Source organism: Streptomyces sp. NPDC060000 (genome assembly GCF_042737375.1).
In the GTDB taxonomy this organism is placed as follows: Bacteria; Actinomycetota; Actinomycetes; order Streptomycetales; family Streptomycetaceae; genus Streptomyces.
This window is the reverse complement of sequence record NZ_JBHWUU010000011.1, coordinates 101,856-124,480: the sequence shown is the minus strand read 5'-3', so window position 1 is coordinate 124,480 and position 22,625 is coordinate 101,856. Positions and strand designations below refer to the sequence as shown.

Annotated in this window: 21 protein-coding genes; 6 read left to right on the top strand and 15 right to left on the bottom strand. The window is 70.3% G+C overall.

What is annotated here, in order from left to right; genetic code table 11:
• Nucleotides 1-150: 150 nt before the first annotated feature.
• Nucleotides 151-417, bottom strand: coding sequence for a GlsB/YeaQ/YmgE family stress response membrane protein (locus tag ACFWBB_RS09085; protein ID WP_385268696.1), 267 nt, complete (start codon nucleotides 415-417; stop codon nucleotides 151-153).
• 186 nt (nucleotides 418-603) lie between these two features.
• Between ACFWBB_RS09085 and ACFWBB_RS09080 the strand changes: the two genes are divergently transcribed.
• Nucleotides 604-1,857 carry an APC family permease gene (locus ACFWBB_RS09080; protein ID WP_385268694.1) on the top strand — a complete coding sequence of 418 codons (1,254 nt, stop codon included), beginning with the start codon at nucleotides 604-606 and terminating at the stop codon, nucleotides 1,855-1,857.
• A 125-nt stretch (nucleotides 1,858-1,982) separates the two neighbouring features.
• Here the strand turns inward: ACFWBB_RS09080 and ACFWBB_RS09075 are convergent, their stop codons facing one another.
• The 13 genes from ACFWBB_RS09075 to ACFWBB_RS09015 all read right to left on the bottom strand — a co-directional run bounded on the left by ACFWBB_RS09075 (nucleotide 1,983) and on the right by ACFWBB_RS09015 (nucleotide 14,444).
• Nucleotides 1,983-2,555 (bottom strand): SMI1/KNR4 family protein, encoded by a 573-nt coding sequence (locus ACFWBB_RS09075; RefSeq protein ID WP_385268692.1) that lies wholly within the window; start codon nucleotides 2,553-2,555, stop codon nucleotides 1,983-1,985.
• Nucleotides 2,556-2,677: 122 nt separating this feature from the next.
• On the bottom strand, nucleotides 2,678-3,070 hold the full coding sequence (locus tag ACFWBB_RS09070; protein ID WP_385268690.1) for a YccF domain-containing protein: 393 nt from the start codon (nucleotides 3,068-3,070) through the stop codon (nucleotides 2,678-2,680).
• Nucleotides 3,067-3,930 carry a zinc metalloprotease HtpX gene (gene htpX / locus ACFWBB_RS09065; protein ID WP_385268688.1) on the bottom strand — a complete coding sequence of 288 codons (864 nt, stop codon included), beginning with the start codon at nucleotides 3,928-3,930 and terminating at the stop codon, nucleotides 3,067-3,069. Before htpX ends, ACFWBB_RS09070 begins: the two co-directional genes overlap by 4 nt.
• Before the next feature lie 202 nt (nucleotides 3,931-4,132).
• Nucleotides 4,133-5,668, bottom strand: coding sequence for an NADH-quinone oxidoreductase subunit N (locus ACFWBB_RS09060; RefSeq protein ID WP_385268686.1), 1,536 nt, complete (start codon nucleotides 5,666-5,668; stop codon nucleotides 4,133-4,135).
• Entirely contained in the window at nucleotides 5,665-7,263 is a 1,599-nt protein-coding gene (locus tag ACFWBB_RS09055; protein ID WP_385268684.1) for an NADH-quinone oxidoreductase subunit M, read from the bottom strand. Before ACFWBB_RS09055 ends, ACFWBB_RS09060 begins: the two co-directional genes overlap by 4 nt.
• Nucleotides 7,264-7,269: 6 nt before the next feature.
• Nucleotides 7,270-9,264, bottom strand: a complete 1,995-nt coding sequence (locus ACFWBB_RS09050; protein WP_385268682.1) for an NADH-quinone oxidoreductase subunit L — start codon at nucleotides 9,262-9,264, stop codon at nucleotides 7,270-7,272.
• On the bottom strand, nucleotides 9,261-9,662 hold the full coding sequence (gene nuoK, locus ACFWBB_RS09045; protein WP_385268680.1) for an NADH-quinone oxidoreductase subunit NuoK: 402 nt from the start codon (nucleotides 9,660-9,662) through the stop codon (nucleotides 9,261-9,263). Before nuoK ends, ACFWBB_RS09050 begins: the two co-directional genes overlap by 4 nt.
• Entirely contained in the window at nucleotides 9,662-10,321 is a 660-nt protein-coding gene (locus tag ACFWBB_RS09040; protein ID WP_385268678.1) for an NADH-quinone oxidoreductase subunit J, read from the bottom strand. Before ACFWBB_RS09040 ends, nuoK begins: the two co-directional genes overlap by 1 nt.
• Nucleotides 10,318-10,821: a 4Fe-4S binding protein gene (locus ACFWBB_RS09035; RefSeq protein ID WP_385268729.1), complete on the bottom strand. Its 504-nt coding sequence runs from the start codon at nucleotides 10,819-10,821 to the stop codon at nucleotides 10,318-10,320. The genes ACFWBB_RS09040 and ACFWBB_RS09035 overlap by 4 nt, the downstream gene beginning before the upstream one ends.
• A gap of 113 nt (nucleotides 10,822-10,934) precedes the next feature.
• Nucleotides 10,935-11,903 (bottom strand): NADH-quinone oxidoreductase subunit H, encoded by a 969-nt coding sequence (locus ACFWBB_RS09030; protein WP_385268676.1) that lies wholly within the window; start codon nucleotides 11,901-11,903, stop codon nucleotides 10,935-10,937.
• Nucleotides 11,900-13,282 carry an NADH-quinone oxidoreductase subunit C gene (locus tag ACFWBB_RS09025; protein WP_385268674.1) on the bottom strand — a complete coding sequence of 461 codons (1,383 nt, stop codon included), beginning with the start codon at nucleotides 13,280-13,282 and terminating at the stop codon, nucleotides 11,900-11,902. Before ACFWBB_RS09025 ends, ACFWBB_RS09030 begins: the two co-directional genes overlap by 4 nt.
• Nucleotides 13,279-14,046: an NADH-quinone oxidoreductase subunit B gene (locus ACFWBB_RS09020; protein WP_385268672.1), complete on the bottom strand. Its 768-nt coding sequence runs from the start codon at nucleotides 14,044-14,046 to the stop codon at nucleotides 13,279-13,281. Before ACFWBB_RS09020 ends, ACFWBB_RS09025 begins: the two co-directional genes overlap by 4 nt.
• Nucleotides 14,037-14,444 (bottom strand): NADH-quinone oxidoreductase subunit A, encoded by a 408-nt coding sequence (locus ACFWBB_RS09015; protein ID WP_356247383.1) that lies wholly within the window; start codon nucleotides 14,442-14,444, stop codon nucleotides 14,037-14,039. The genes ACFWBB_RS09020 and ACFWBB_RS09015 overlap by 10 nt, the downstream gene beginning before the upstream one ends.
• 520 nt (nucleotides 14,445-14,964) lie before the next feature.
• Between ACFWBB_RS09015 and ACFWBB_RS09010 the strand changes: the two genes are divergently transcribed.
• The 5 genes from ACFWBB_RS09010 to ACFWBB_RS08990 all read left to right on the top strand — a co-directional run bounded on the left by ACFWBB_RS09010 (nucleotide 14,965) and on the right by ACFWBB_RS08990 (nucleotide 22,049).
• Nucleotides 14,965-16,047, top strand: coding sequence for a sensor histidine kinase (locus ACFWBB_RS09010; protein WP_385268669.1), 1,083 nt, complete (start codon nucleotides 14,965-14,967; stop codon nucleotides 16,045-16,047).
• A gap of 173 nt (nucleotides 16,048-16,220) precedes the next feature.
• Nucleotides 16,221-17,627 (top strand): sensor histidine kinase, encoded by a 1,407-nt coding sequence (locus ACFWBB_RS09005; protein WP_385268667.1) that lies wholly within the window; start codon nucleotides 16,221-16,223, stop codon nucleotides 17,625-17,627.
• 422 nt (nucleotides 17,628-18,049) lie between these two features.
• A complete protein-coding gene (locus ACFWBB_RS09000) occupies nucleotides 18,050-18,721 on the top strand; it encodes a LuxR C-terminal-related transcriptional regulator (RefSeq protein WP_385268665.1) in 672 nt (223 codons plus the stop codon).
• A 309-nt stretch (nucleotides 18,722-19,030) separates the two neighbouring features.
• Nucleotides 19,031-20,977: a 2-oxoacid:acceptor oxidoreductase subunit alpha gene (locus ACFWBB_RS08995; RefSeq protein ID WP_385268663.1), complete on the top strand. Its 1,947-nt coding sequence runs from the start codon at nucleotides 19,031-19,033 to the stop codon at nucleotides 20,975-20,977.
• Nucleotides 20,970-22,049: a 2-oxoacid:ferredoxin oxidoreductase subunit beta gene (locus ACFWBB_RS08990; RefSeq protein ID WP_385268661.1), complete on the top strand. Its 1,080-nt coding sequence runs from the start codon at nucleotides 20,970-20,972 to the stop codon at nucleotides 22,047-22,049. The genes ACFWBB_RS08995 and ACFWBB_RS08990 overlap by 8 nt, the downstream gene beginning before the upstream one ends.
• 73 nt (nucleotides 22,050-22,122) lie before the next feature.
• Here ACFWBB_RS08990 and ACFWBB_RS08985 read toward each other — a convergent pair whose 3' ends face one another.
• Nucleotides 22,123-22,557, bottom strand: coding sequence for a winged helix-turn-helix transcriptional regulator (locus ACFWBB_RS08985; protein ID WP_385268659.1), 435 nt, complete (start codon nucleotides 22,555-22,557; stop codon nucleotides 22,123-22,125).
• Nucleotides 22,558-22,625 lie beyond the last annotated feature (68 nt).

Below are 22,625 nucleotides of genomic sequence, written 5' to 3'. Positions count from 1 at the left end.
GCGACGCGGGGAATCATCACCCGGTCGGCGTCTTTCGACGCATACGAGCAGAGGTGGGCGCCCGACGGGCGCCCACCTCATCTGTTCCGGCCCTCGCGGCTGCGCTCGGGGGCAACGCGGCCGCCGACGGGCAGGCCTCGCGGAGAGCCCTCAGTCGCGTGAGTTGCCGAACAGCAGGCGGTAGGCGATCAGCAGCACGAGAGAACCACCGATCGCCGCGGCCCAGGTGGCGCCGTCGTAGAAGTCCTTGGTGATGGGGTGGTCCAGCCAGCGGGCCGATATCCAGCCGCCGATGAAGGCGCCCGCGACGCCGATGAGGGTCGTGCCGATGAAGCCACCCGGGTCGCGGCCCGGCAGCAGAACCTTGGCGACGACTCCGGCCAACAACCCCAGGATGATCCAGCTGATGATGCTCATGCCCTGAACCTGCCCTTCCGTGCTGTGCCCGCGCTGTCCGGGCACTGTGATGTCGCTCGCTCCGGACGGGCTGTGCTCGTCTCCGTCGCGCCCCGCGTCCTGCGTCGCACGCGGGTTCGTGTCGTGTTGATGAGGACGACGTCCCGACGGCACCGGATGGTTCCGTCGATCACTAGGGTGCGGCTCATGACACAGCCCGGATCAGGCGCGGAGTTGCGGCGGACGCTGGGCGTCGGCGACGCCGTGGCCATCGGGCTCGGCTCGATGATCGGTGCCGGTGTCTTCGTCGCGCTCGCTCCCGCGGCGCGGGCCGCGGGCTCCGGGCTGCTGCCCGGACTCGCGCTCGCCGCGCTGGTCGCCTACTGCAACGCCATGTCGTCGGCGCGGCTGGCCGCGCTGTATCCGGCCTCGGGCGGCACGTACGTGTACGGGCGCGAGCGGCTCGGCGTGTTCTGGGGATATCTGGCGGGCTGGTCGTTCGTGGTCGGGAAGACGGCCTCCTGTGCGGCGATGGCTCTGACGGTCGGGGCGTACGTCTGGCCGGGGCAGGCGCACGCGGTGGCGGTCGCGGCCGTGGTGGCGCTGACCGCGGTGAACTACGGCGGCGTCCAGAAGTCGGCCTGGCTGACGCGGGCGATCGTGGCGGTGGTCCTGGCGGTGCTCGCTTCCGTGGTGGTCGTGTGTCTGGGGTCCGGCACGTCCGACGGGGGGCGGCTGGACGTCGGAGTGTCCGGGGGCGTCGGGGGCGTACTGACGGCCGCCGGTCTGCTGTTCTTCGCCTTCGCCGGGTACGCCCGCATCGCGACCCTGGGTGAGGAGGTGCGGGACCCGGCGCGCACCATCCCCCGCGCGATCCCCCTGACCCTGGGCATCACGCTGGTCGTGTACGCGTGTGTGGCGGTCGCTGTCCTTTCCGCGCTGGGGCCGGGCGGTCTCGGACGTGCGCAGGCTCCGCTGGCCGACGCGGTCCGAGCGGCGGGGATGCCCGGGCTGACGCCGGTGGTTCGGATCGGGGCCGCCGTGGCGGCGCTGGGCTCGCTCCTCGCCCTCATCCTGGGCGTCTCGCGCACGACACTGGCCATGGCACGGGACCGGCATCTGCCCGGCGCCCTGTCGGTCGTACATCCGCGCTTCCGGGTGCCGCACCGGGCCGAGCTCGCCGTGGGCCTGGTCGTCGCGGTCCTGGCCGCCACGGTGGACGTCCGGGGCGCGATCGGATTCTCCTCCTTCGGTGTGCTGGTGTACTACGCGGTGGCGAACGCGTCGGCCTGGACACTCGATCCGGCCCCGGCGAAGCGGTTGCTGCCCACGCTCGGGCTCCTGGGCTGCGTGGTTCTCGCGTTCGCGCTTCCGGGAACCTCGGTGGCCGCGGGTGCGGGAGTACTGGCGGCGGGGGTGCTCGCATACGGGGTACGGCGACGCTGGTCGGGCGCACGCTAGGCGTACGGCGGGAGTGACGGGCGGGCAGTAGCCGTACGACGGCGGTGGGCGGCACGCGGTAGCGGCACGGCAGGCTGCGGTGACGGACGCGGACACCGGGCAACGGGGAGCCCCCCTGCACGCTGCTAGGGCGTCGTTCTCCCGGTCGCCGTCGTGCGTATGCGGAACTCGGTCCACGGGTGCAGTCCCAGGTCGTCGTCCAGGGCGCCGTACCAGCCCGTGCCGTCGAGCCAGGACCGCAGCCAGTGCCCGAGGCTCGGAGCGTCGACGAACCAGGCGTGGTCGGGGTCGCCGGAATTCGGCTCGAAGAGCAGGACCGTCCCCTCTGGGGAGTGGCAGTCCACGCACGCGTACATGGCGCAACCCCAGTGGGATATCGGCAGGACGCCCTCGGGCCAGGGCCAGTCGGGGTCCTCGCGACCGCCTTCACGGTGTGCGAGGTATTGGGTGACGGCAGCCGGCTCACCGGCCGGAGAGGTGTCGAACAGGGGGAGCAGCCCGTACTCCGGGCCGAATCCGCCGTCCCCTATGCGCAGGTAGAGGTCGGCGAGCAGGGGCGGGAGGCGGAAGCCGAGGGCAGCCTCCGCGCGGGCCACGGTGGCCGCGTCCACTGGGTCGGGGAGCGAAGGCCAGCCCCAGGGGCGGGTGGTGGCCGCCTTGGCAGCCGCCCTCGCCCACAACTGCTCGTTCTCGGTCATGCGTTCATGGTGCAAGCCGCCACTGACAACAGGGCCGGCCTGTGGACAACCCGCCGCCTGTGGACAACCGGCGAGCGGAGGCCCGGCCGGTCGTGGACGACGAGCGGACGGGGTGCGCGCCGTCAGCGTGACGCGAACGGCTGGTCCGTGGGCACGATTTCACGGCCGAGCGGGAACAGCGAGACGGGAATCAGTTTGAAGTTCGCGATGCCGAACGGGATCCCGATGATGGTGAGGCAGAGCAGGAGCCCGGTGACGATGTGCCCGATGGCCAGCCACCAGCCGGCGAGGATCAGCCAGAGCACGTTGCCGAGGCACGAAGGCGCGCCCGCGTCGCGACGCTCGATCGTCGTGTAGCCGAAGGGCCAGAGGGCGAAGATCCCGATACGAAAGGCGGCAACGCCGAAGGGAATGCCGATGATCGTGATGCAGAGCAGCGCTCCAGCGGCCAGATAGGCGAGGAACAGCCAGAAGCCACTCAGGATCAGCCAGATGACGTTCAGAATGGTCTTCACTGGTGACGACCTGCCATTTTCTCGAGCCGGGCGATGCGGTCCGCCATCGGCGGGTGTGTCGAGAACGTCTTGGAGAGCCCCTGGCCCTGACGGAAGGGATTCGCGATCATCATGTGGCTCGCGGTCTCGATGCGGGGCTCCGGGGGCAGCGGAAGCTGTTTGGTGCCTGTATCCAGTTTGCGCAGTGCGCTCGCGAGGGCAAGCGGGTCACCGGTGAGTTGGGCGCCGGACGTGTCCGCCTCGTACTCCCGGGAGCGGCTGATGGCGAGCTGGATGAGGCCGGCGGCGAGCGGGCCGAGGATCATGATCAGGAGCATGCCGAGGATGCCGGGGCCGTCATCGTCGTCCGAGCGGCCGATCGGGATCAGCCAGGCGAAGTTGACCAGGAACATGATCACGGAGGCGAGTGCGCCGGCGACCGAGGAGATCAGGATGTCCCGGTTGTAGACGTGGCTGAGTTCATGGCCGATGACGCCGCGCAGTTCGCGCTCGTCGAGGAGACGCAGGATTCCCTCCGTGCAGCACACGGCGGCGTTGCGCGGGTTGCGGCCGGTGGCGAAGGCGTTGGGTGCCTCGGTCGGGGAGATGTACAGGCGGGGCATGGGCTGGCGGGCCTGCGTGGAGAGCTCTCGGACCATCCGGTACAGGGCGGGAGCCTCGAACTCGCTCACCGGGCGGGCGCGCATCGCGCGTAGCGCCAGCTTGTCGCTGTTCCAGTACGTGTACGCGTTGGTGCCCAGCGCGATCAGGACCGCGACGATCAGCCCCATGCGGCCGAAGAAGCTGCCGATGACGATGATGAGTGCGGACAGTCCCCCGAGGAGTACTGCGGTCCTGAGCCCGTTGTGCCGGCGGTGCACGGTACGCCCTCCAAGTCGTGCAGCAGGGGAACCCTTTGCTTACGAGTCCAGTCGTTCTCCGGTGGCACTGTGCCGTGATGTCACATCCAGTGCACCCTCCCGTACTGGTCAACGCCAGGCGGGAGGCACTAGTTCCCTTGTGCCTGCGGGCATGGCGGTGGGCCGTCCGGGTGAGGACGGAGGCGCACACGCGCGTGACGACTCAGAAGAGGCCGGTGTCGGCGAAGCGCAGGATCAGCTGGGGTGCTCCGGAGAGGGCGATACCGAGGGCCGCTGTGAGGCTGATCGCGATCGTGAGCGGAGCGGGTACGCGGTGCTTCTCGGGCTCGCCCTCGGGAGCGCGGAAGAGCAGGGCCGTCCACTGGAGGTAGTAGTACAGGGCGATCACCACGTTGACGGCCATGACGACCGCGAGCCAGCCGAGGCCCGCGTCGACGGCTGCCGAGAAGACGGTGACCTTCGCGAAGAGGCCGATGATGCCCGGCGGCAGTCCCGCGAGGCAGAGCAGGAAGAACGCCAGGAGGAGGGCCGCGAGCGGGTTTTTCGCGTAGAGGCCCCGGTAGTCCGTGATCCGGTTCGTCGTGCTGGTGCGGCCCACCAGGGCGGCCACCGCGAAGGCGCCCAGGTTCACGGCGGCGTACATGAGTGCGTAGGCGACCGTGGAGCCGATGGCGTGCTCGGCGTCGTCGGAGTAAGCGGCGGCGGCGATCGGTACGAGGAGATAGCCGGCCTGACCGACGGAGGACCAGGCGAGCAGGCGTACGGCGCTGTACGCGCGGGTGGCCTGCTGGCGGAGGGCGCCGACGTTGCCGACGGTCATGGTGAGGGCGGCCAGCGCGGCCATGGCGGGGCCCCAGACGTCGGCGTACGAGGGGAAGCCGACGACCGTGACGAGGATGAGGCCGGAGAAGCCGACCGCCTTGCCGACGACCGACAGATAGGCGGCGATGGGCAGAGGGGCGCCGACGTAGGTGTCGGGAACCCAGAAGTGGAAGGGCACCGCGGCCGTCTTGAAGGCGAAGCCGATGAGGGTGAGGACCACACCCGTCTGGCCCAGGGTGTGAAGCTGCCCGTCGACGTGCTGGATGCGGTCGGCGACCTGGGTCAGGTAGAGGGTGCCGGTCGTCGCGTACACGAAGCTGACGCCCAGGAGGCTGACGGTGGTCGCGGTGACGGACGACAGGAAGAACTTCAGGGCGGCCTCGGAGGACCTGCGGTCGCCGTGCCGGATGCCGACGAGGGCGAAGGCGGGCAGGGAGGCGACCTCCAGGGCGACGACGAGCGTGGCGAGGTCGCGGGAGGCGGGCAGCAGGGCGGCGCCGGCGGCTGAGGACAGCAGCAGGAACCAGAACTCGCCTTCGGGGAGGCGCCCGCGCTCGTCCTTGAGGGCGGTGACCGACAGCAGGGCCGCCAGTAGTGCTCCCCCGAGCACCAGGAACTGGATGACGAGGGTGAAGCGATCGGCGGTGTAGCTGCACACGCGTGTGTCGCCGGTCAGGCAGAAGGTGGAGCGGTCGCCGTCCAGGAGGGGCAGGAGGAGAGCTGTGGAGGCCGCGAGGCCCGCGACCGAGAACCAGCCGAGGAGTGGCTTGCGGGCATCGCCGACGAAGAGGTCGGCGACGAGGACGACGAGGGCGACGACCGCCGCGAGGGTGGGCGGTGCGATGGCGAGCCAGTCGACGGACTGCACCACCGACTCGGCCAGGGGCCGGAGCACGGGCTGGGCCAGGGAGCTCATCGGGTGCCTCCTGCGAGGAGCTGCTGCACGGCCGGATCGGTCAGGCCGAGGAGGACCTTCGGCCACAGGCCGGCGACGACGGTGAGGGCGACGAGCGGGGCCCAGGCCGCGAACTCGTAGGTCTGCACATCGGCGAGGCGCGGGGCGTCCTGCGGGACGGTACCCATGCAGACTCGGCGGACCACGGTGAGCAGGTACGCGGCCGTCAGCAGCGTGCCGAACGCGGCGATCGCCGTGAAGGTGAGGAAGGCGGGGCGGCTGAGGCCGTCGGCGGGGTCGAAGGCGCCGAACAGGGCCAGCATCTCGCCCCAGAAGCCGGCCAGGCCCGGCAGGCCGAGCGAGGCTACGGCGGCGAAGGCGAGGAGACCGCCGAGGCGGGGGGTCCTGCCGTACAGCGCGGCGCCGGTCCGCTCGGCGAGGGTGTCCAGGTCGGTCGTGCCGGTGCGGTCCTTCAGGGCTCCGACCAGGAAGAAGAGGAGGCCGGTGATGAGGCCGTGGGCGATGTTGGCGAACAGTGCACCGTTCACGCCGGTCGGGGTCATGGTCGCGATGCCGAGCAGGACGAAGCCCATGTGGCCGACGGAGGAGTACGCGATGAGGCGCTTGAGGTCGCCCTTCGCGCCCTGCTTGGCGAGGGCCAGGCAGGCCAGGGATCCGTAGATGATCCCGACGACGGCGAAGGCGGCGAGGTAGGGGGCGAAGATGCGGAAGCCGTCCGGTGCGACGGGCAGCAGAATCCGGACGAACCCGTACGTACCCATCTTCAGCAGTACGCCGGCCAGCAGGACCGAGCCGACGGTCGGGGCGGCGGTGTGGGCGTCGGGCAGCCAGCTGTGCAGCGGCCACATCGGGGTCTTTACGGCGAGCCCGATCCCGATCGCAAGAACGGCGATGACCTGCACGGACGTGGTCAGCGACCGGCCGTTGTCAGTGGCGAGTGCCACCATGTCGAAGGTGCCCGCCTTGATTCCGATCAGGAGCAGGCCGAGCAGCATGACCACGGACCCGAACAGGGTGAAGAGGATGAACTTCCAGGCCGCCTGGGTCCGGCCCTCGCCGCCCCAGCGGGCGATGAGGAAGTACATCGGGATCAGGACCATCTCGAAGGCGAGGAAGAACAGCAGCAGGTCGAGGACGGCGAAGGTAGCGAGGGTGCCGGACTCGAGGACGAGCACGAGCGCGACGAAGGCCTTAGGGGACGGGCCCGGAGTCTGCGGCGTCAGGCTCTGGTTCGGCTGCTTGAAGTAGGAGTACACCGCGCAGAGGAAGGTCAGCAGCGCGGTCAGGACCAGCAGGGGGAGGGAGATGCCGTCGATGCCGAGGTGGATGCGCACGTCGAGTGCGGGGATCCAGCTGATGTCCGTACTGGCCTGCATCTTCGAGGGATGGTCGTGGTCGAAGCCGAGCGCGAGGACGATCGCGGCGATGAGGATCGCGCCGGTCACGGTCACGCCGTGGCGCAGCACGGCCTGCTCGGGTGACTTCCCCTTCAGCCCGGGCGGGGCCGGCAGCAGAGCGGCGACGGCGCCGAGGAGCGGGCCGGCCACGATGAACGCAAGAAGGAACTGCATCACGGACTCGTTGATATCGATCACGCCTGCTCACGCTCCCGAAGCGAGGAGAAGGGCGGCGACCGCCAGGACGACGGTGCCGGCGAGCAGCGCGCTCACATAGGTCTGGACGTTGCCTGTCTGGGCGCGCCGTACGGCGGCCCCCAGCCAGCGGGGCACGGCGCCCGCGCCGCGTACGTAGGTGTCGACGACCTCGCGGTCGAGGAACCGGACGAGGCTCGCGCCGGCCTGGACCGGGCGGACGAACAGCGTCTGGTAGACGGCGTCGAGGTGGAAGCCGACGGCCGCGTGGCGGTGCAGCGGGCCGAGGAGGAGCCGTCCCGGGTCCGCCGGGTCCGGGGCCGAGGCCACATCTCCGTAGGCCGGCGCGTGCGTCGCGATGGCTTCGGCCTCGACGCGTCCCGCGTCGCCCTCGGGGTGGGCGGCGACCGCGCCCAGGGGGACGCGGGCGGCGACCCCGGTGACATGGCGCCAGGCCGCGTACATGACGAATCCGCCGGCCAGAGCCACGCCTGTGCCGAGGACGGCCGTGGTCAGGGTCGGCGCGAGGTCGTCGCCGTCGAACCAGTCGGGAAGCGTGCGGTAGGCGAACGCGCCGAGGGCGAGGGACGGGACGGCCAGGACCCACAGCACCACGGTCATGGTCAGGGGCTCGCGGCCGTGGTCGGGGGCCTCGGCGCCCCGGCCGCGGAAGGCCAGCAGCCACAGGCGGGTCGCGTAGGCGGCGGTGAGGAGGCCGGTGATCAGTCCGGCGACGAGGACGAGCCAGCCCGCGGCACCGGGCGCGTGCTCGGTGTGGCCCGCGGTGACGTGCTCGGCGGCACCGAGGACGGACTCCTTGGAGAAGAAGCCGCTGAACGGCGGGATCGCGGCGAGCGCGAGAAGCGCCACGGTCATCGTCCAGTAGGCGTCGGGGACGCGGTCGCGCAGGTGGCTCATGCGGGACATGGCGGCCAGCGAGTTGGTGCCGGCGGCGTGGATGATCACGCCCGCCGCGAGGAACAGCAGCGCCTTGAAGGCGCCGTGCGAGAGGAGGTGGAAGACGGCGGCACCGCGATCGCCGACGGCGAGGGCGCCGGTCATGTAGCCGAGCTGGCCCATCGTCGAGTAGGCGAGGACGCGCTTGATGTCGTCCTGGGCGAGGGCGGCCAGGCCCGAACCGACCATGGTGACGGCGGCCATCGCGGCGAGGACCACCATCGCGGCCTGGGACGCCTCGAAGACCGGGAGGAGACGGGCGACGAAGTAGACACCGGCGGCGACCATCGTCGCGGCGTGGATCAGCGCGGAGACGGGAGTGGGGCCCGCCATCGCGTCCGGGAGCCAGGTGTGCAGCGGGAACTGCGCGGACTTGCCGGCCACGCCCGCGAGCAGCAGCAGGGCGACGAGGGTCGGGTGGTCGAGTCCGCCGTGGGCGACGGCGCCGAGGACCTTCGTGATCTCGAAGGAGCCGACGTCGGTGGCGAGGGCGAACAGACCGATGAGGAAGGGGACATCGCCGAGCTTGGTGACCAGGAAGGCCTTGATGGAGGCGGCGCGGGCCTCCGGGGTCTCCCAGTAGTGGCCGACCAGGAAGTAGGAGCAGATGCCCATGACTTCCCAGCCGACCAGCAGCACGATCAGGTCGCCGGAGTAGACGACCAGGAACATCGCGGAGGTGAAGAGGGAGACGAGCGCGGCGTACGAGGGGTAGCGGGGGTCCTCGCGCAGATAGCCGGTCGAGTAGATCTGCACGCAGGCGGCGACCAGCCCGACCAGGACGGCGACCAGGGCGGCGAAACCGTCGATGTGCAGGGCCAGTTCGATCGGGACAGAGCCGGTCGGGGTCAGTTCGGTGGCCGCGTCGACAGAGGCGCCACCGCCCTGGCGCACAGCGACGATCGCGGCCACTGCGAGCGCGGCGAGGGTCGGCAGGACGGCGAGCGGGCGCACGAAGCCAGCGGCGGTGCGGCCCAGGAGCAGGCCGGCGGCAGCGCCCAGGAACGGCAGGAGAGGGACGAGGGCGGCGAGGGTGGTCGTGGTCACGCGGTGGCCTCAGCCTTCTCGGCGGCCGTTCCGGTCGCGGGGGTGTCGCTGTCGGGGCCGTCCGTCGCGTGGCTCTCGTGGCCTTCGGCGGTGTCGCGGAGCCGGTCGATGTCCGCGGTGCCCCGGTTGCGGTGGACGGCGAGGACGATCGCCAGACCGATGCCGATCTCGGCGGCGGCGATGGCGATGGTGAACAGGGTCAGGGCCTGTCCGGAGTGCAGGGTGTCCTCGGCCGTCCTGCTGAGCCAGACGTCGAAGGCGACCAGGTTGAGGTTGACGGCGTTGAGCATCAGCTCGACGGACATCAGGACGAGGATCGCGTTGCGGCGGGCGAGGACGCCGTAGAGCCCGGTGCAGAAGAGGAGGGCGGACAGGACGGCGGGATAGACGAGGTGCATCAGCGGGTGCCTTCCTGCTCGGCCGGGTTTTCCCGGGCGTCCGGAACAGAAAGGGAACTCTCTGTCACGGACTGGGAACTCTCGGTCGCGGCTCGGGCGTTCACAGGGGGAGAGCTCGACTCCGCCTTCGCCTTGCGGGACAGGACGATCGCGCCGACCAGCGCCGCAAGAAGAAGGACGGAGAGGGCCTCGAAGGGAAGGACCCAGTTCTGGAAGAGGCTGGCGCCGGTGACCTCGGTCGAGCCGGCGGCCGGACCGCCCAGGTCGATCCAGGTCGCGCGGAAGGCGTCGACGACCACCCAGACGAGGGCGGCGGCCGCGGCGACGGCCACGGTGAGAGCGGCCCAGCGGTTGCCGGAGTCCGCGTCCGGAGAGCGGCCGATGGGGGCCTTGGTGAGCATCAGACCGAACAGGAGGAGCACGACGACGGAACCGACATAGATGAGGACCTGCACCCAGGCGATGAACTCGGCGGTGAGAAGCAGGTACTCGACGGCCAGGCCGCCGAGGGTGACCACGAGCCACAGGGCGGCGTGCACCAGCTGCTTGGTGGTCACGCTGACGAGGGCGGCGCCGAAGGTGACCAGCCCGACGAGCAGGAAGGCGATCTCGACACCGGTCGGGGAGAGAAAACCGTGGTGTGCCTGAGCGAGCGTCACGATTCTCCTCCCTGGGGTTCGTTGGGCTCGGCCTGGGCAGCCGCGAGCTTCTCGGCCGACTTACGGGCGGCCGCGATCTCCTTCGGTTCTTCGGCGGCGGGGTCGAGGGCGGGTGGGGCCGGAACGGTCCACATCCATTCGCGGAGCTTGTCGCGTTCATGGGTGAGTTCGTGGATGTCGGTCTCGGCGTACTCGAACTCCGGAGACCAGAACAGGGCGTCGAAAGGACAGACCTCGATGCAGATACCGCAGTACATGCACAGCGAGAAGTCGATGGCGAAGCGGTCGAGGACGTTGCGGCTGCGCTCGCGGCCGCCCGGGGCGGCGGGCGGGACCGTCTCCTTGTGGGAGTCGATGTAGATGCACCAGTCGGGGCACTCACGGGCGCAGAGCATGCAGACCGTGCAGTTCTCCTCGAACAGGCCGATGACGCCACGGGTACGGGGCGGGAGTTCCGGCTGGGCGTCCGGGTACTGCTCGGTGACCGTCTTCCGCGTCATCGTGCGGAGGGTGACGGCCAGGCCCTTGGCGAGACCGCTACCGGGGATCGACCGGCGGGGCCGCCCGGCGGGAGCCGTCGGGGAGTCGTGGTCGGGTGACGGGCGGGACATGGCTACTGGATCACCACCTTGACGATGCCGGTGAGGGCGATCTGGGCGAGGGACAGGGGGACGAGGAGGGTCCAGGAGAACTTCTGCAGCTGGTCCTCGCGCAGGCGGGGGTAGGTGACGCGGAACCAGATCACGACGAAGGCGAGGACGGCCGTCTTGAGGAGGGTCCAGACCCAGCCGAGGCCGTCGGCGCCCCCGGGGCCGTGCCAGCCGCCCAGGAAGAGGACGGTGGTCAGGCCGCACAGGACGACGATTCCGGCGTACTCGGCGAGGAGGAAGAGAGCGAAGCGCAGGCCGGTGTACTCGGTGTACGCACCGAAGATGATCTCCGAGTCGGCGACGGGCATGTCGAAGGGCGGCCGCTGCAGTTCGGCCAGACCGGCGATGAAGAAGACGATCCCACCGGTGATCTGCCAGGGCAGCCACCACCACTCGAAGGCGTCGACGATGCCGGGCAGGGAGACCGTGCCGGCCGCCATCGCCACCGAGGCGGCGGTGAGCAGCATCGGGAGTTCGTAGGCGAGCAGCTGAGCGGCGGTGCGCAGGCCGCCGAGAAGGGAGAACTTGTTGGCACTGGCCCAGCCGGCCATGAGCGAGCCGAGTACGCCGACGCCCATCACCGCGAGCACGAAGAAGATGCCCGCGTCCACGACCTGGCCGACGGCACCCTCGCCCGGGCCGATGGGGATGGCGAGGAGAACCAGAAGGTACGGGAGGAGGGATACGGCCGGCGCGAGCTGGAAGATACGGCGGTCCGCGCCCGCGGGGACGATGTCCTCCTTCTGTGCGAACTTGACTCCGTCCGCGACGAGCTGGGCCCAGCCGTGGAAGCCGCCCGCGTACATCGGTCCCAGTCGGCCCTGCATATGGGCCATCACCTTGTGCTCGGTCTGACCGACGATCAGGGGGAAGGTGAGGAAGACGACGAAGACGACCAGGAGTCGCAGGGCGACGTCGAAAGCGTCGTTCACTGCCGGCCTCCTGCGGGGTCCTCGGGGGCGATCTGCTCGGGGCTGAGCGGCTCCGGTTCGGACTTCGGTTCGGACTTCGGTTCGGACTTCGGTTCCGACTTCGGCTTCGGGTCCGGTCCTGACTTCGGTTCGGGTTCGGACTTCGGTTCAGGCGCTGGTCCCGGTTCGGATTCCGGCCCGTGTTCGGGTTCCGGCCCCGGTTCGGGGCGTGGCCTCGGCGATGGCTTCGGCTCCGGCTCCGGCTGCCGCTCTGGCTGGGGCTCGGCACTTACTTCCGGCCTCTGCTCCCGCTCCGCGTTCACCTCCGGATCGGCACTCCCCTCCGGCTCCTGCACTGGCTCAGCGTGCTCCTCCGGCTGGGGCTGCGGCTTCTGCTGGGGCTCGTGCTGCTCGTCCGGTTCCGGCTTCTGCTGGGGCTCGTCGAAGGCTGGGCGGGCGTGGTGCCATGGGGCGTCGGAGCTGCGGGCGGTCGTGGAGGAGCGGGTGGGGGTGCCGGGCGGCGATGTCGGGGGCTGGGTGTGCTGGGAGGCCGAGCCCTGGGAGGCGCTGCGCGCGCGGCGGGGTCTGGCCGGGGCGGGTGCGTCGGGCGCTACGGGCTCTGGCGGCGTCGCCGGTGTGGCCGACGTCGCCGATGTGGTCGGTGTTGCCGGTGTGGTCGGTGTCGCCGGTGTTGCCGTCTGGCTTGCTGAGCCTGCTGATGCTGTGCGGGCGCGGCGGACCGGGCGGTCGCCTGCCGTGGCTCCTGTTGCCGCCCGTGCCGTTGCCGCGCGTCCCGTTGCCGCTCGGGCAGGGCGGGTCGGGGCGGGGGGGAGCTGGCCCTTCAGGGGGCCCCATTCGTTGGGGTCGGGGACGCCTGGGGGGAGCATCTGGCGGCGCTTGGGACCGCCGTGCTCGGACTCGCCGGGCTCCTTCGCGCCGGGCCAGGCCTTGGCGACGCGGGCGGCGAGGACGAAGTCCTTGCGCAGGGGGTGACCTTCGAAGGTCTCCGGGAGAAGGAGGTGGTTCAGGGCGGGATGGCCCTCGAAGGCGACGCCGAACATCTCGTGCGTCTCGCGTTCGTGCCAGGTCGCGCCGGCGTAGACGTCGACGGCGGAGGCAAGCGACGGTGCCTCGTGCGGGACGGTCGTGCGCAGCAGCAGACGACGCACCGGGGACAGCGCCACGACGTGCGCCGAGACACGGAAGCCCGTGCCGGGTTCGTCGACCGCGCTCAGCCAGTCGAAGTACGTGCAGGACAGGCGGTCGCGTGCCACGCGCAGGGCGTCGGTCCAGGATGAGGGAGGGACGTCGACCGTCAGGACGTCGTACGACTCCTCGGCCGTGGCCTGCGGACCGAAGAGATCCTCGGCGGGGGCGGGGAGCCAGCCGATCGTGGTCATCGGCCCTCCCCCGACGGCTCAGAAGCGGACTGGGCGGCCGGGGGCCGGACCAAGCCGCTCTGCAGGGCCGCCGTCGAGGGGCGGGCCGAGGGGCGGGAAGCGGCCGAGCCGGACGTGGTCGGGCCGGACGTGGTCGGGCCGTAGCGCTCGTCCAGCGACTCCCGGGCGATCTTCTCCTGGAGCTTGAGGATGCCCTGGAGAAGCGCCTCCGGGCGCGGTGGGCAGCCCGGCACGTACACGTCCACCGGGATGATCTGGTCGACGCCCTTCGTCACCGAGTACGAGTCCCAGTAGGGGCCGCCGCAGTTGCTGCACGCGCCGAAGGAGATGACGTACTTCGGCTCGGGCATCTGCTCGTAGAGGCGCTTCACGGCCGGGGCCATCTTGTCCGTGACCGTGCCGGAGACCACCATCAGGTCGGCCTGGCGCGGGCCCGGCGCGAAGGGGATGACTCCGAGGCGGATGAAGTCGTGGCGGGCCATGGACGCGGCGATGAACTCGATGGCGCAGCAGGCGAGACCGAAGTTGAAGACCCAGAGCGAGTAGCGGCGGCCCCAGTTCAGGATCACCTTCATCGGTTCCGGGGCGAGGCGGGCCAGGGTGCCCAGGCGCTTCGGCTCGGGCAGCGGAACAGGTTCCGAGCGCACCCGTTCGAGCTGCTCCGGCTGCTGCGGCTGCTGCGGCTGTTCCGCTTGTTCCTGCCGTTCCTGCGGCTCCTGCTGCTCCGGCTGTTCTGGGGGATTCACTTTCGGCGTCACGTCCATGTCAGGACGCCCTTCTTGTAGGCGTACAGCAGGCCCACGGCCAGGAAGCCGAGGAAGATGAACATCTCCACGAGCGTGGCGGCGCCATAGCCGGGGGCCGCGAAGACCGTCGCCCACGGGAAGAGGAAGATCGAGTCGACCGCGAAGATCACGTAGAGGAAGGCGTAGACGTAGTAGCGGACCTGGGTGTGGGCCCAGCCCTCGCCCACGGGGTCGACGCCGCACTCGTACGTCAGGAGCTTCTCCGGGGTGGGGACCACCGGCCGCAGCAGGCGTCCCGCGCCGAAGGCCACGGCGACGAACAGCACGCCGACGACGGCGAGCAGCCCGACGACGGAGTAGGACTGGAAGTAGTCCGCCGCGACTTCCGCCGCGACCTCGACGGTCCGTTCCCGCACGTCCGTCCCTCGCTCCCTGACCTCAGTCTCTTCGACGACAGGCCCGTTCGACGATCTGTACGCACGGGAGTCTAGGCCCTGATAAAGGGACGGTAAGCAGCCCGTCACGCCTCGGCCTGCGGGGCGGGGGTTTTCCCCCGGCCGAGGAAGGCGGCAGACCTCATGGCGCGGCGCCGTGCGGCGCGGCAGGCTAGCCCATATGACCGCTTCCGCCAGCCGATCCGCCTCCGACCCCAGAAGTTCCGAGCCCAGAAGTTCCGGGCCCAGAAGTTCCGGGCCCAGAAGTTCCGGGCCCGAAAGTTCCGAGCCCAGAAGCCCCGATCACAGGAGCTCCGACCCGGGGAGTCCTCGGTCGAGCCCGGGAAGTACGCACTCGGGCGGCTTCCGTCCGGGGGACGCCCGTCCTACGAACTCTCCTCCCGGCGGGGCGGGGCATGACAACGACCGTCCGGCCCCGGTCCGTCTCGCCTACGACCCCCAGACGTGGAAGGAGATCGCGCACCTTCTCACGAACCTGCCGATGTCGTTGATCGGCTTCACCTATGTGATGACGGTGATCGTCAGCGGCGCCGCGATGACCGTCACCGTGGTCGGGTTTCCGCTGCTCGCACTCGGGCTGGCCGGGGCGCGGCTGATGGGCCGGTTCGAGCGGGGGCGGGCGCGCCTGCTGCTCGGGATGCGCATCGACGAGCCGAGCCCGCTGCCGCTGCGCAGGACGGGCGGCCTCTTCGCGCGGATGTGGCTGGCGTTGAAGGACCCGGTGGCCTGGCGCACGGTGCTGTACGACCTCATCAGGTTGCCCTGGGGAATCCTGACCTTCAGCGTGGTCGTCCCGTCGCTGTTCGTGCTGTGGCCGGTGCTGCCGTTCCTGGCGCGCGGGCTGACGAACGCGGACCGGGCGATGGTGCGGGGACTGCTGTCCCCCTCCGACGAGCTGGAGCGGCGGATCGCGGAGCTGGAGTCGGACCGGGGAGTCGTGGTCGACACGGCGGCCGCCGATCTGCGGCGCATCGAGCGGGACCTGCACGACGGGGCGCAGGCCCGGCTGGTCAACCTGGCGATGGGGCTGGGCCTGGCGAAGGAGAAGTTGCTGGAGGGACAGGCCGACGACGCCGTGGCGGCGATGGTGGAGGAAGCGCACGGCGAGGTGAAGCTGGCGCTCCAGGAGCTGCGGGACCTGGCGCGGGGGATTCATCCGGCCGTCCTCACCGACCGGGGGCTGGACGCGGCGCTGTCCTCGGTGGCCTCGCGCTGCACGGTCCCGGTGAAGGTGACCGCCGACCTGACGTCGAGGCCGGCGCAGGCCATCGAGGGCATCGCCTACTTCACCGTCTCCGAGCTGCTCCAGAACGTCAGCAAACACAGTGCGGCCCGGTCCGCCTCGGTCGACGTGTGGCGGACCGACGACCGGCTGCTCATCCAGGTGTGGGACGACGGCCGGGGCGGAGCGCGGCTCGACGGCGGATCGGGGATGCGGGGGCTGGCGGAGCGGCTGGACGCCGTCGACGGGCTGTTCATCGTGGAATCGCCGGTGGGAGGCCCCACGACGGTGACCGCGGAGCTGCCCTGGCGCAACCGCGGCGGGAAGGACCGGCAGGGATAGGGGACAGAGGGGCGAGCGGGGTGTGGAAGGTGGGTGGCGTCGAGGGAGGTAGGGAAAACCCCCCTTCCAAGACGCCGACGGACTCCATGGTCCGCGCGCCCGCCGCCGAGGAGGGTTGGAGGTACGGATCGACAGCTGCGCGACGAGCAGGACGACTAGAACGGACGACGCCGATGGCCACGCAGTACGGGCAGCACGGGCAGCAGGGGCAGGTCGAGGACGGCCTCGGTCTGTTCGGGCAGCCGGACCGGTACGGACCGGAGTACGGGCGCCGGGACGGGGGGCGCCGCCATCTGCTGCCGACGGGGCTGCGCGAGCCGCTCACGGCGCGTCACTGGCGTGAACTCGTCTACGTCCTGCTCGGTCTGCCGGTCGGCATCGTGTTGTTCACCTTCACGATCACGATGCTGTCGCTGGGTGCGGGGCTGCTGGTGACGTTCCTCGGCATCCCGGTGCTGGCGGCGGGGCTGGCGGCGGGCCGGGGCTTCGGAGCGCTGGAACGGGCCCGGGCGCGCGGGCTGCTCGGCCTGGAGGTGGCCGACCCCGAGCCGCTGCGGCCGCGGGGCAGGGGCGCGATGGCCTGGATGGCCGCCGTCCTGAAGAGCGGCACGTCGTGGCGGCAGGCGCTGTACGCGGTGGTGCAGTTCCCGTGGGCGGTGTTCTCCTTCGCTGTCACGGTGGCCGTGTGGTCGTTCGGCTGGGCCATGCTGACGTATCCGCTGTGGTTCTGGGTCTTCCCGATGTACGGCGGTCAGGGCGGGCTTCAGCTGTACGGCGACGAGCAGCACAGCGTCTACCTCGACAACCCCTTCGAGATCACGGTGACGGCGCTGGTGGGCCTGCTGATCACGCTGGCCACGCCGTGGATCGTGCGGGCGCTGACGACGGTGGACCGGCTGCTGGTGCACGGGCTTCTCGGGCCGTCGTCGCTGGGGGCGCGGGTGGTGGAGCTGGAGTCCGGCCGGGGGGTCGTGGTGGACACGGCGTCCGCCGATCTGCGGCGCATCGAGCGCGATCTGCACGACGGGGCGCAGGCGCGGCTGGTGGCGCTGGCGATGGATCTGGGGCTGGCGAAGGAGAAGCTGCGGGAGGATCCGCGGGCGGCGGCACGGATGGTGGACGAGGCGCACGGTGAGGTGAAGACGGCGTTGCAGGAACTGCGGGACCTGGCGCGCGGGATCCATCCGGCGGTGCTGACGGACCGGGGGCTGGACGCGGCGCTGTCGGCGGTGGCTTCGCGGTGCGCGGTGCCGGTGCGGGTGGATGTGGATCTGGTGGAGCGGCCGGCGCCGGCGATCGAGGGGATCGCGTACTTCACCGTCTCCGAACTGCTTCAGAACATCAGCAAGCACAGTGGGGCGCGGTCGGCCTCGGTCGATGTGTGGCGGGTGGAGGACCGGTTGATGTTGCAGGTGGTGGACGACGGGGTGGGGGGAGCGGACGCCTCCGGCGGGGGGTCTGGGCTGGCCGGGCTCGCGGGGCGGTTGGACGCGGTGGACGGGATCCTGGTGGTGGATTCACCGGCGGGCGGCCCCACCCGGGTGACCGCGGAGTTGCCCTGGCGGGCGGAGGGCGCCTGAGGGGCAGGCTGTTCGGCCACCCCTCGAACGGAGGGCGCCTGAGGGGCAGGCTGTTCCGCCACCCCCGCCACCCCGCCGTCCCCGCCCTACCCCCTGCCCTACCCGTACCTGACCTTTCGGCCCTCGCCCTTCCCGTACCTGACTTCCCGCCCCTGCCCTGCACGTCTCTGGCTTCCCGCCCCTGTCCTTCCCGCCCCTGTCCTTCCCGTCCCTGCCCTTCCCGTCCCGTCCCGGGTGCTTCATCCCTGCCCTTCCGCCCCTGGCTTCCCGTCCCCGGAGGTTGCGTTCCCGGGCCCTCCTTCGGCCCCGAAAGGGCCTGCTCCTCGAACTCGGGCAGAAAACTCGGACAGAAAACTCCCAGCCCGTTGCTGGAATGCTTGACTGGTTCGACCAACGGGTGGACGGCTGGGGGGCCGAGGATCGTGGAGGACAGGGTGCGGGTGGTCATCGCCGAGGATTCGGTGCTGTTGCGGGAGGGACTGACCCGGTTGCTGACCGACCGGGGGCATGAGGTGGTGGCCGGGGTCGGGGACGCCGACGCGTTGGTCAAGACCATTACGGAACTGAACGACGAGGGCGCGCTGCCCGATGTCGTCGTCGCGGACGTGCGGATGCCGCCCACTCATACGGACGAGGGGGTGCGGGCAGCCGTGCAGCTGCGCAGGGCGCATCCCGGGCTCGGAGTGCTGGTGTTGTCGCAGTACGTGGAGGAGAGGTACGCCACCGAACTGCTGGCCGGTTCCACTCGCGGGGTGGGGTATCTGCTCAAGGACCGCGTGGCGGAGGTACGGGAGTTCGTGGACGCCGTGGTGCGGGTCGCCCAGGGCGGGACGGCCCTCGATCCGGAGGTCGTCGCGCAGCTGCTCGGGCGGAGCAGGAAGCAGGATGTGCTGGCCGGGCTCACCCCGCGGGAGCGGGAGGTCCTCGGGCTGATGGCCGAGGGACGGACGAACTCCGCGATCGCCCGGCAGCTGGTCGTCAGCGACGGGGCCGTGGAGAAGCACGTCAGCAACATCTTCCTGAAGCTCGGCCTGTCACCGAGTGACGGGGATCACCGCCGCGTACTCGCCGTCCTCACCTACCTCAATTCCTGACGAGATGGCACTGTGCCTTCGTCGAGTCGGGGAACTCGGAGAGGGCGGAGGAAGCGACGGGGGCGGCGAACAGGCAGTGAGCGCAGCTGCGTGCAGATGCGTGCAGAACCGCGGTGTGATTCCGGAGCGTCTGCCGGACTGGCGCCGGGGGGCGGGAAATCATGAAAAGCGGGGGTGCCGGGCCGTCTCGGGACAGCGACCGTCATACGAATGGCCGAGGTAAGGCGACCCTTACAGCCATAGGGTTGATCCGTGGAGGGTCTTCGTGAAGGCCTTCCGGGACAGCCACCTCGAGGGAGGTCCAGTTCAGTGACCAGTCAGGTCAGCAGTCCAGCGGAACAGGCCGACGGAATCGACGGAACAGACGGGTCCGTCGTGGGAGAGCAGCGCAAACCGGGCGGGACGAAGGACGTCCGTCGTCTCGACCGGGTGATCATCAGGTTCGCGGGCGACTCGGGTGACGGTATGCAGCTCACCGGCGACCGTTTCACCTCGGAGACCGCGTCGTTCGGGAACGACCTCTCCACCCTGCCGAACTTCCCCGCCGAGATCCGCGCGCCCGCCGGCACCCTCCCCGGCGTCTCCTCGTTCCAGCTGCACTTCGCCGACCACGACATCCTCACGCCGGGTGATGCGCCCAATGTGCTGGTCGCGATGAATCCGGCGGCGCTGGCGGCCAACATCGCCGATGTGCCGCGCGGCGCGGAGATCATCGTCAACACGGACGAGTTCACCAAACGGGCGATGCAGAAGGTGGGGTACGCGGCCTCGCCGCTGGAGGACGGGTCCCTCGACGGTTATCAGCTCCACCCGGTCCCGTTGACCACCCTGACCGTCGAGGCACTCAAGGAATTCGACCTCACCCGCAAAGAGGCCGAGCGCAGCAAGAACATGTTCGCGCTCGGCCTCTTGTCATGGATGTACCACCGGCCCACCGAGGGCACCGAGAAGTTCCTGAAGACGAAGTTCGCGAAGAAGCCCGACATCGCGGCCGCCAATATCGCCGCTTTCCGTGCCGGCTGGAACTTCGGCGAGACGACCGAGGACTTCGCCGTCAGTTATGAGGTCGCTCCGGCCGCGAAGGCGTTTCCGGTCGGCACCTACCGGAACATCTCCGGGAACCTCGCTCTGGCGTACGGGCTGATCAGCGCCTCCCGGCAGGCCGATCTGCCGCTGTTCCTGGGGTCCTATCCGATCACGCCTGCCTCCGACATCCTGCACGAGCTGAGCAGACACAAGAACTTCGGCGTGCGTACGTTCCAGGCGGAGGACGAGATCGCCGGGATCGGTGCGGCACTGGGGGCGGCTTTCGGGGGGTCCCTCGCCGTCACCACCACCTCCGGGCCCGGTGTGGCACTGAAGAGCGAGACCATCGGGCTCGCGGTCTCGATGGAGCTGCCGCTGCTGATCGTGGACATCCAGCGGGGCGGACCGTCGACCGGCCTGCCGACCAAGACCGAGCAGGCCGACCTGCTGCAGGCCATGTTCGGGCGCAACGGCGAGGCCCCGGTGCCGATCGTCGCGCCCCGCACGCCCGCCGACTGCTTCGACGCGGCCCTGGAGGCGGCCCGGATCGCGCTCACCTACCGCACGCCGGTGATGCTGCTGTCCGACGGCTATCTGGCCAACGGCTCCGAGCCCTGGCGGATCCCCGAACCGGACGAGCTTCCGGACCTGACCGTGCAGTTCGCCCAGGGGCCGAACCACACCCTGACCGACGGCAGCGAGGTCTTCTGGCCGTACAAGCGCGACCCGCAGACCCTCGCCCGGCCGTGGGCGATCCCGGGCACCCCGGGGCTCGAGCACCGCATCGGCGGGATCGAGAAGGAGGACGGGACCGGGAACATCTCCTACTCCCCCGCCAACCACGACTTCATGGTCCGCACCCGCCAGGCCAAGATCGACGGCATCGACGTCCCCGATCTCGAGGTCGACGATCCGCACGACGCGAACACCCTGGTACTGGGCTGGGGTTCCACCTACGGGCCGATCACCGCCGCGGTACGGCGGCTGCGCACCGCCGGGGAGGCCGTCGCGCAGGCTCATCTGAGGCATCTGAACCCGTTCCCGCGCAACCTGGGCACGGTGCTGAAGCGCTACGACAAGGTCGTCATCCCCGAGATGAACCTCGGCCAGCTCGCCACCCTCGTACGGGCGAAGTACCTGGTCGACGCGCATTCGCACAACCAGGTCAACGGCATGCCGTTCAAGGCGGAGCAGCTCGCCGCGGCGCTCAAGGAGGCCATCGATGGCTGAGACGTCAACGGAGGGCACGGGCACGATCGAGGCGCTCTCGCTCGTCCCCAAGGCCGAGGCCCGGCAGTCCATGAAGGACTTCAAGTCCGATCAGGAAGTGCGCTGGTGCCCAGGCTGCGGTGACTACGCGATCCTGGCGGCCGTCCAGGGCTTCATGCCGGAGCTCGGGCTGGCCAAGGAGAACATCGTCTTCGTGTCGGGCATCGGCTGCTCGTCGCGCTTCCCGTACTACATGAACACGTACGGCATGCACTCCATCCACGGGCGGGCGCCGGCGATCGCGACGGGACTGGCCGCCTCACGCCGGGACCTGAGCGTGTGGGTGGTCACGGGTGACGGCGACGCGCTGTCCATCGGCGGCAACCACCTGATCCACGCGCTGCGGCGGAACGTGAACCTGAAGATCCTGCTGTTCAACAACCGGATCTACGGGCTGACCAAGGGCCAGTACTCGCCCACCTCCGAGGTCGGCAAGATCACCAAGTCGACGCCGATGGGCTCGCTGGACGCGCCCTTCAACCCGGTGTCGCTGGCGATCGGGGCGGAGGCGTCGTTCGTGGCGCGGACCATCGACTCCGACCGCAAACACCTGACGGAGGTGCTGCGTCAGGCCGCCGCCCACCCCGGTACCGCGCTGGTCGAGATCTACCAGAACTGCAACATCTTCAACGACGGCGCGTTCGAGGCGCTGAAGGACCGGCAGTCGGCCGAGGAGGCGGTGATCCGGCTGGAGCACGGGCAGCCGATCCGGTTCGGTGCGGATCGCGCGCGGGGCGTTGTGCGCGATCCGGCGACCGGTGATCTGCGGGTCGTCACGGTGACCCCGCAGAACGAGGCGGACGTCCTCGTCCACGACGCGCACGCCGCGTCCCCGACCACCGCCTTCGCCCTGTCCCGGCTGGCCGACCCGGACACCCTGCACCACACGCCGATCGGCGTGCTGCGCTCGGTCGAGCGGCCGGTCTACGACACCCAGCTGGCGGACCAGTTGGACACGGCGATCGAGCAGCACGGCAAGGGCGATCTGGCGGCGCTGCTGGCGGGCGGGGACACCTGGACGGTCGTCGGCTGAGGTACGGACACCTGGTCCGTCATCGGCTGAGGTACGGACACCTGGTCCGTCGTCCGCCGGGGCGCGGACCGGTTCACGAGGCCCGGGAGCGGAGTTCCCGGGCCTCGTCGTATGTCCGGCGGGCCTGCTCCACGTCCGGCATCCGGGTGTGCGTCCACAGGGCCAGCGCGCGCACCTGCCCGGCTGCCTCCCGGCCGAGCTCGGTCAGGGAGTAGTCGACGCGCGGCGGGATGACCGGCTTGGCGTCGCGGTGCACCAGGCCGTCGCGTTCGAGAGTCTGGAGCGTCTGGGTGAGCATCTTCTCGCTGACGGGCCGGCCCACCCCGCCGATCGCCCGGCGCAGCTCGCTGAACCGGTACGAGCGGTCGAGCAGCTCGATCAGCACCAGGACCCCCCACCGGCTGGTGACGTGTTCGAGGACGAGTCGGTGGGGACACATGCTCTCCGCTTCGGAGGGACCTACCTGGCTCACCTGCGCCACTCGCGCCACCTGCTCACTAACCGTCATGCCAGTACCTTACTTCAAAGTGGGTACTTTCGCTGAGTTAGCGCATCCCCTAGGGTCGGTGACAGACC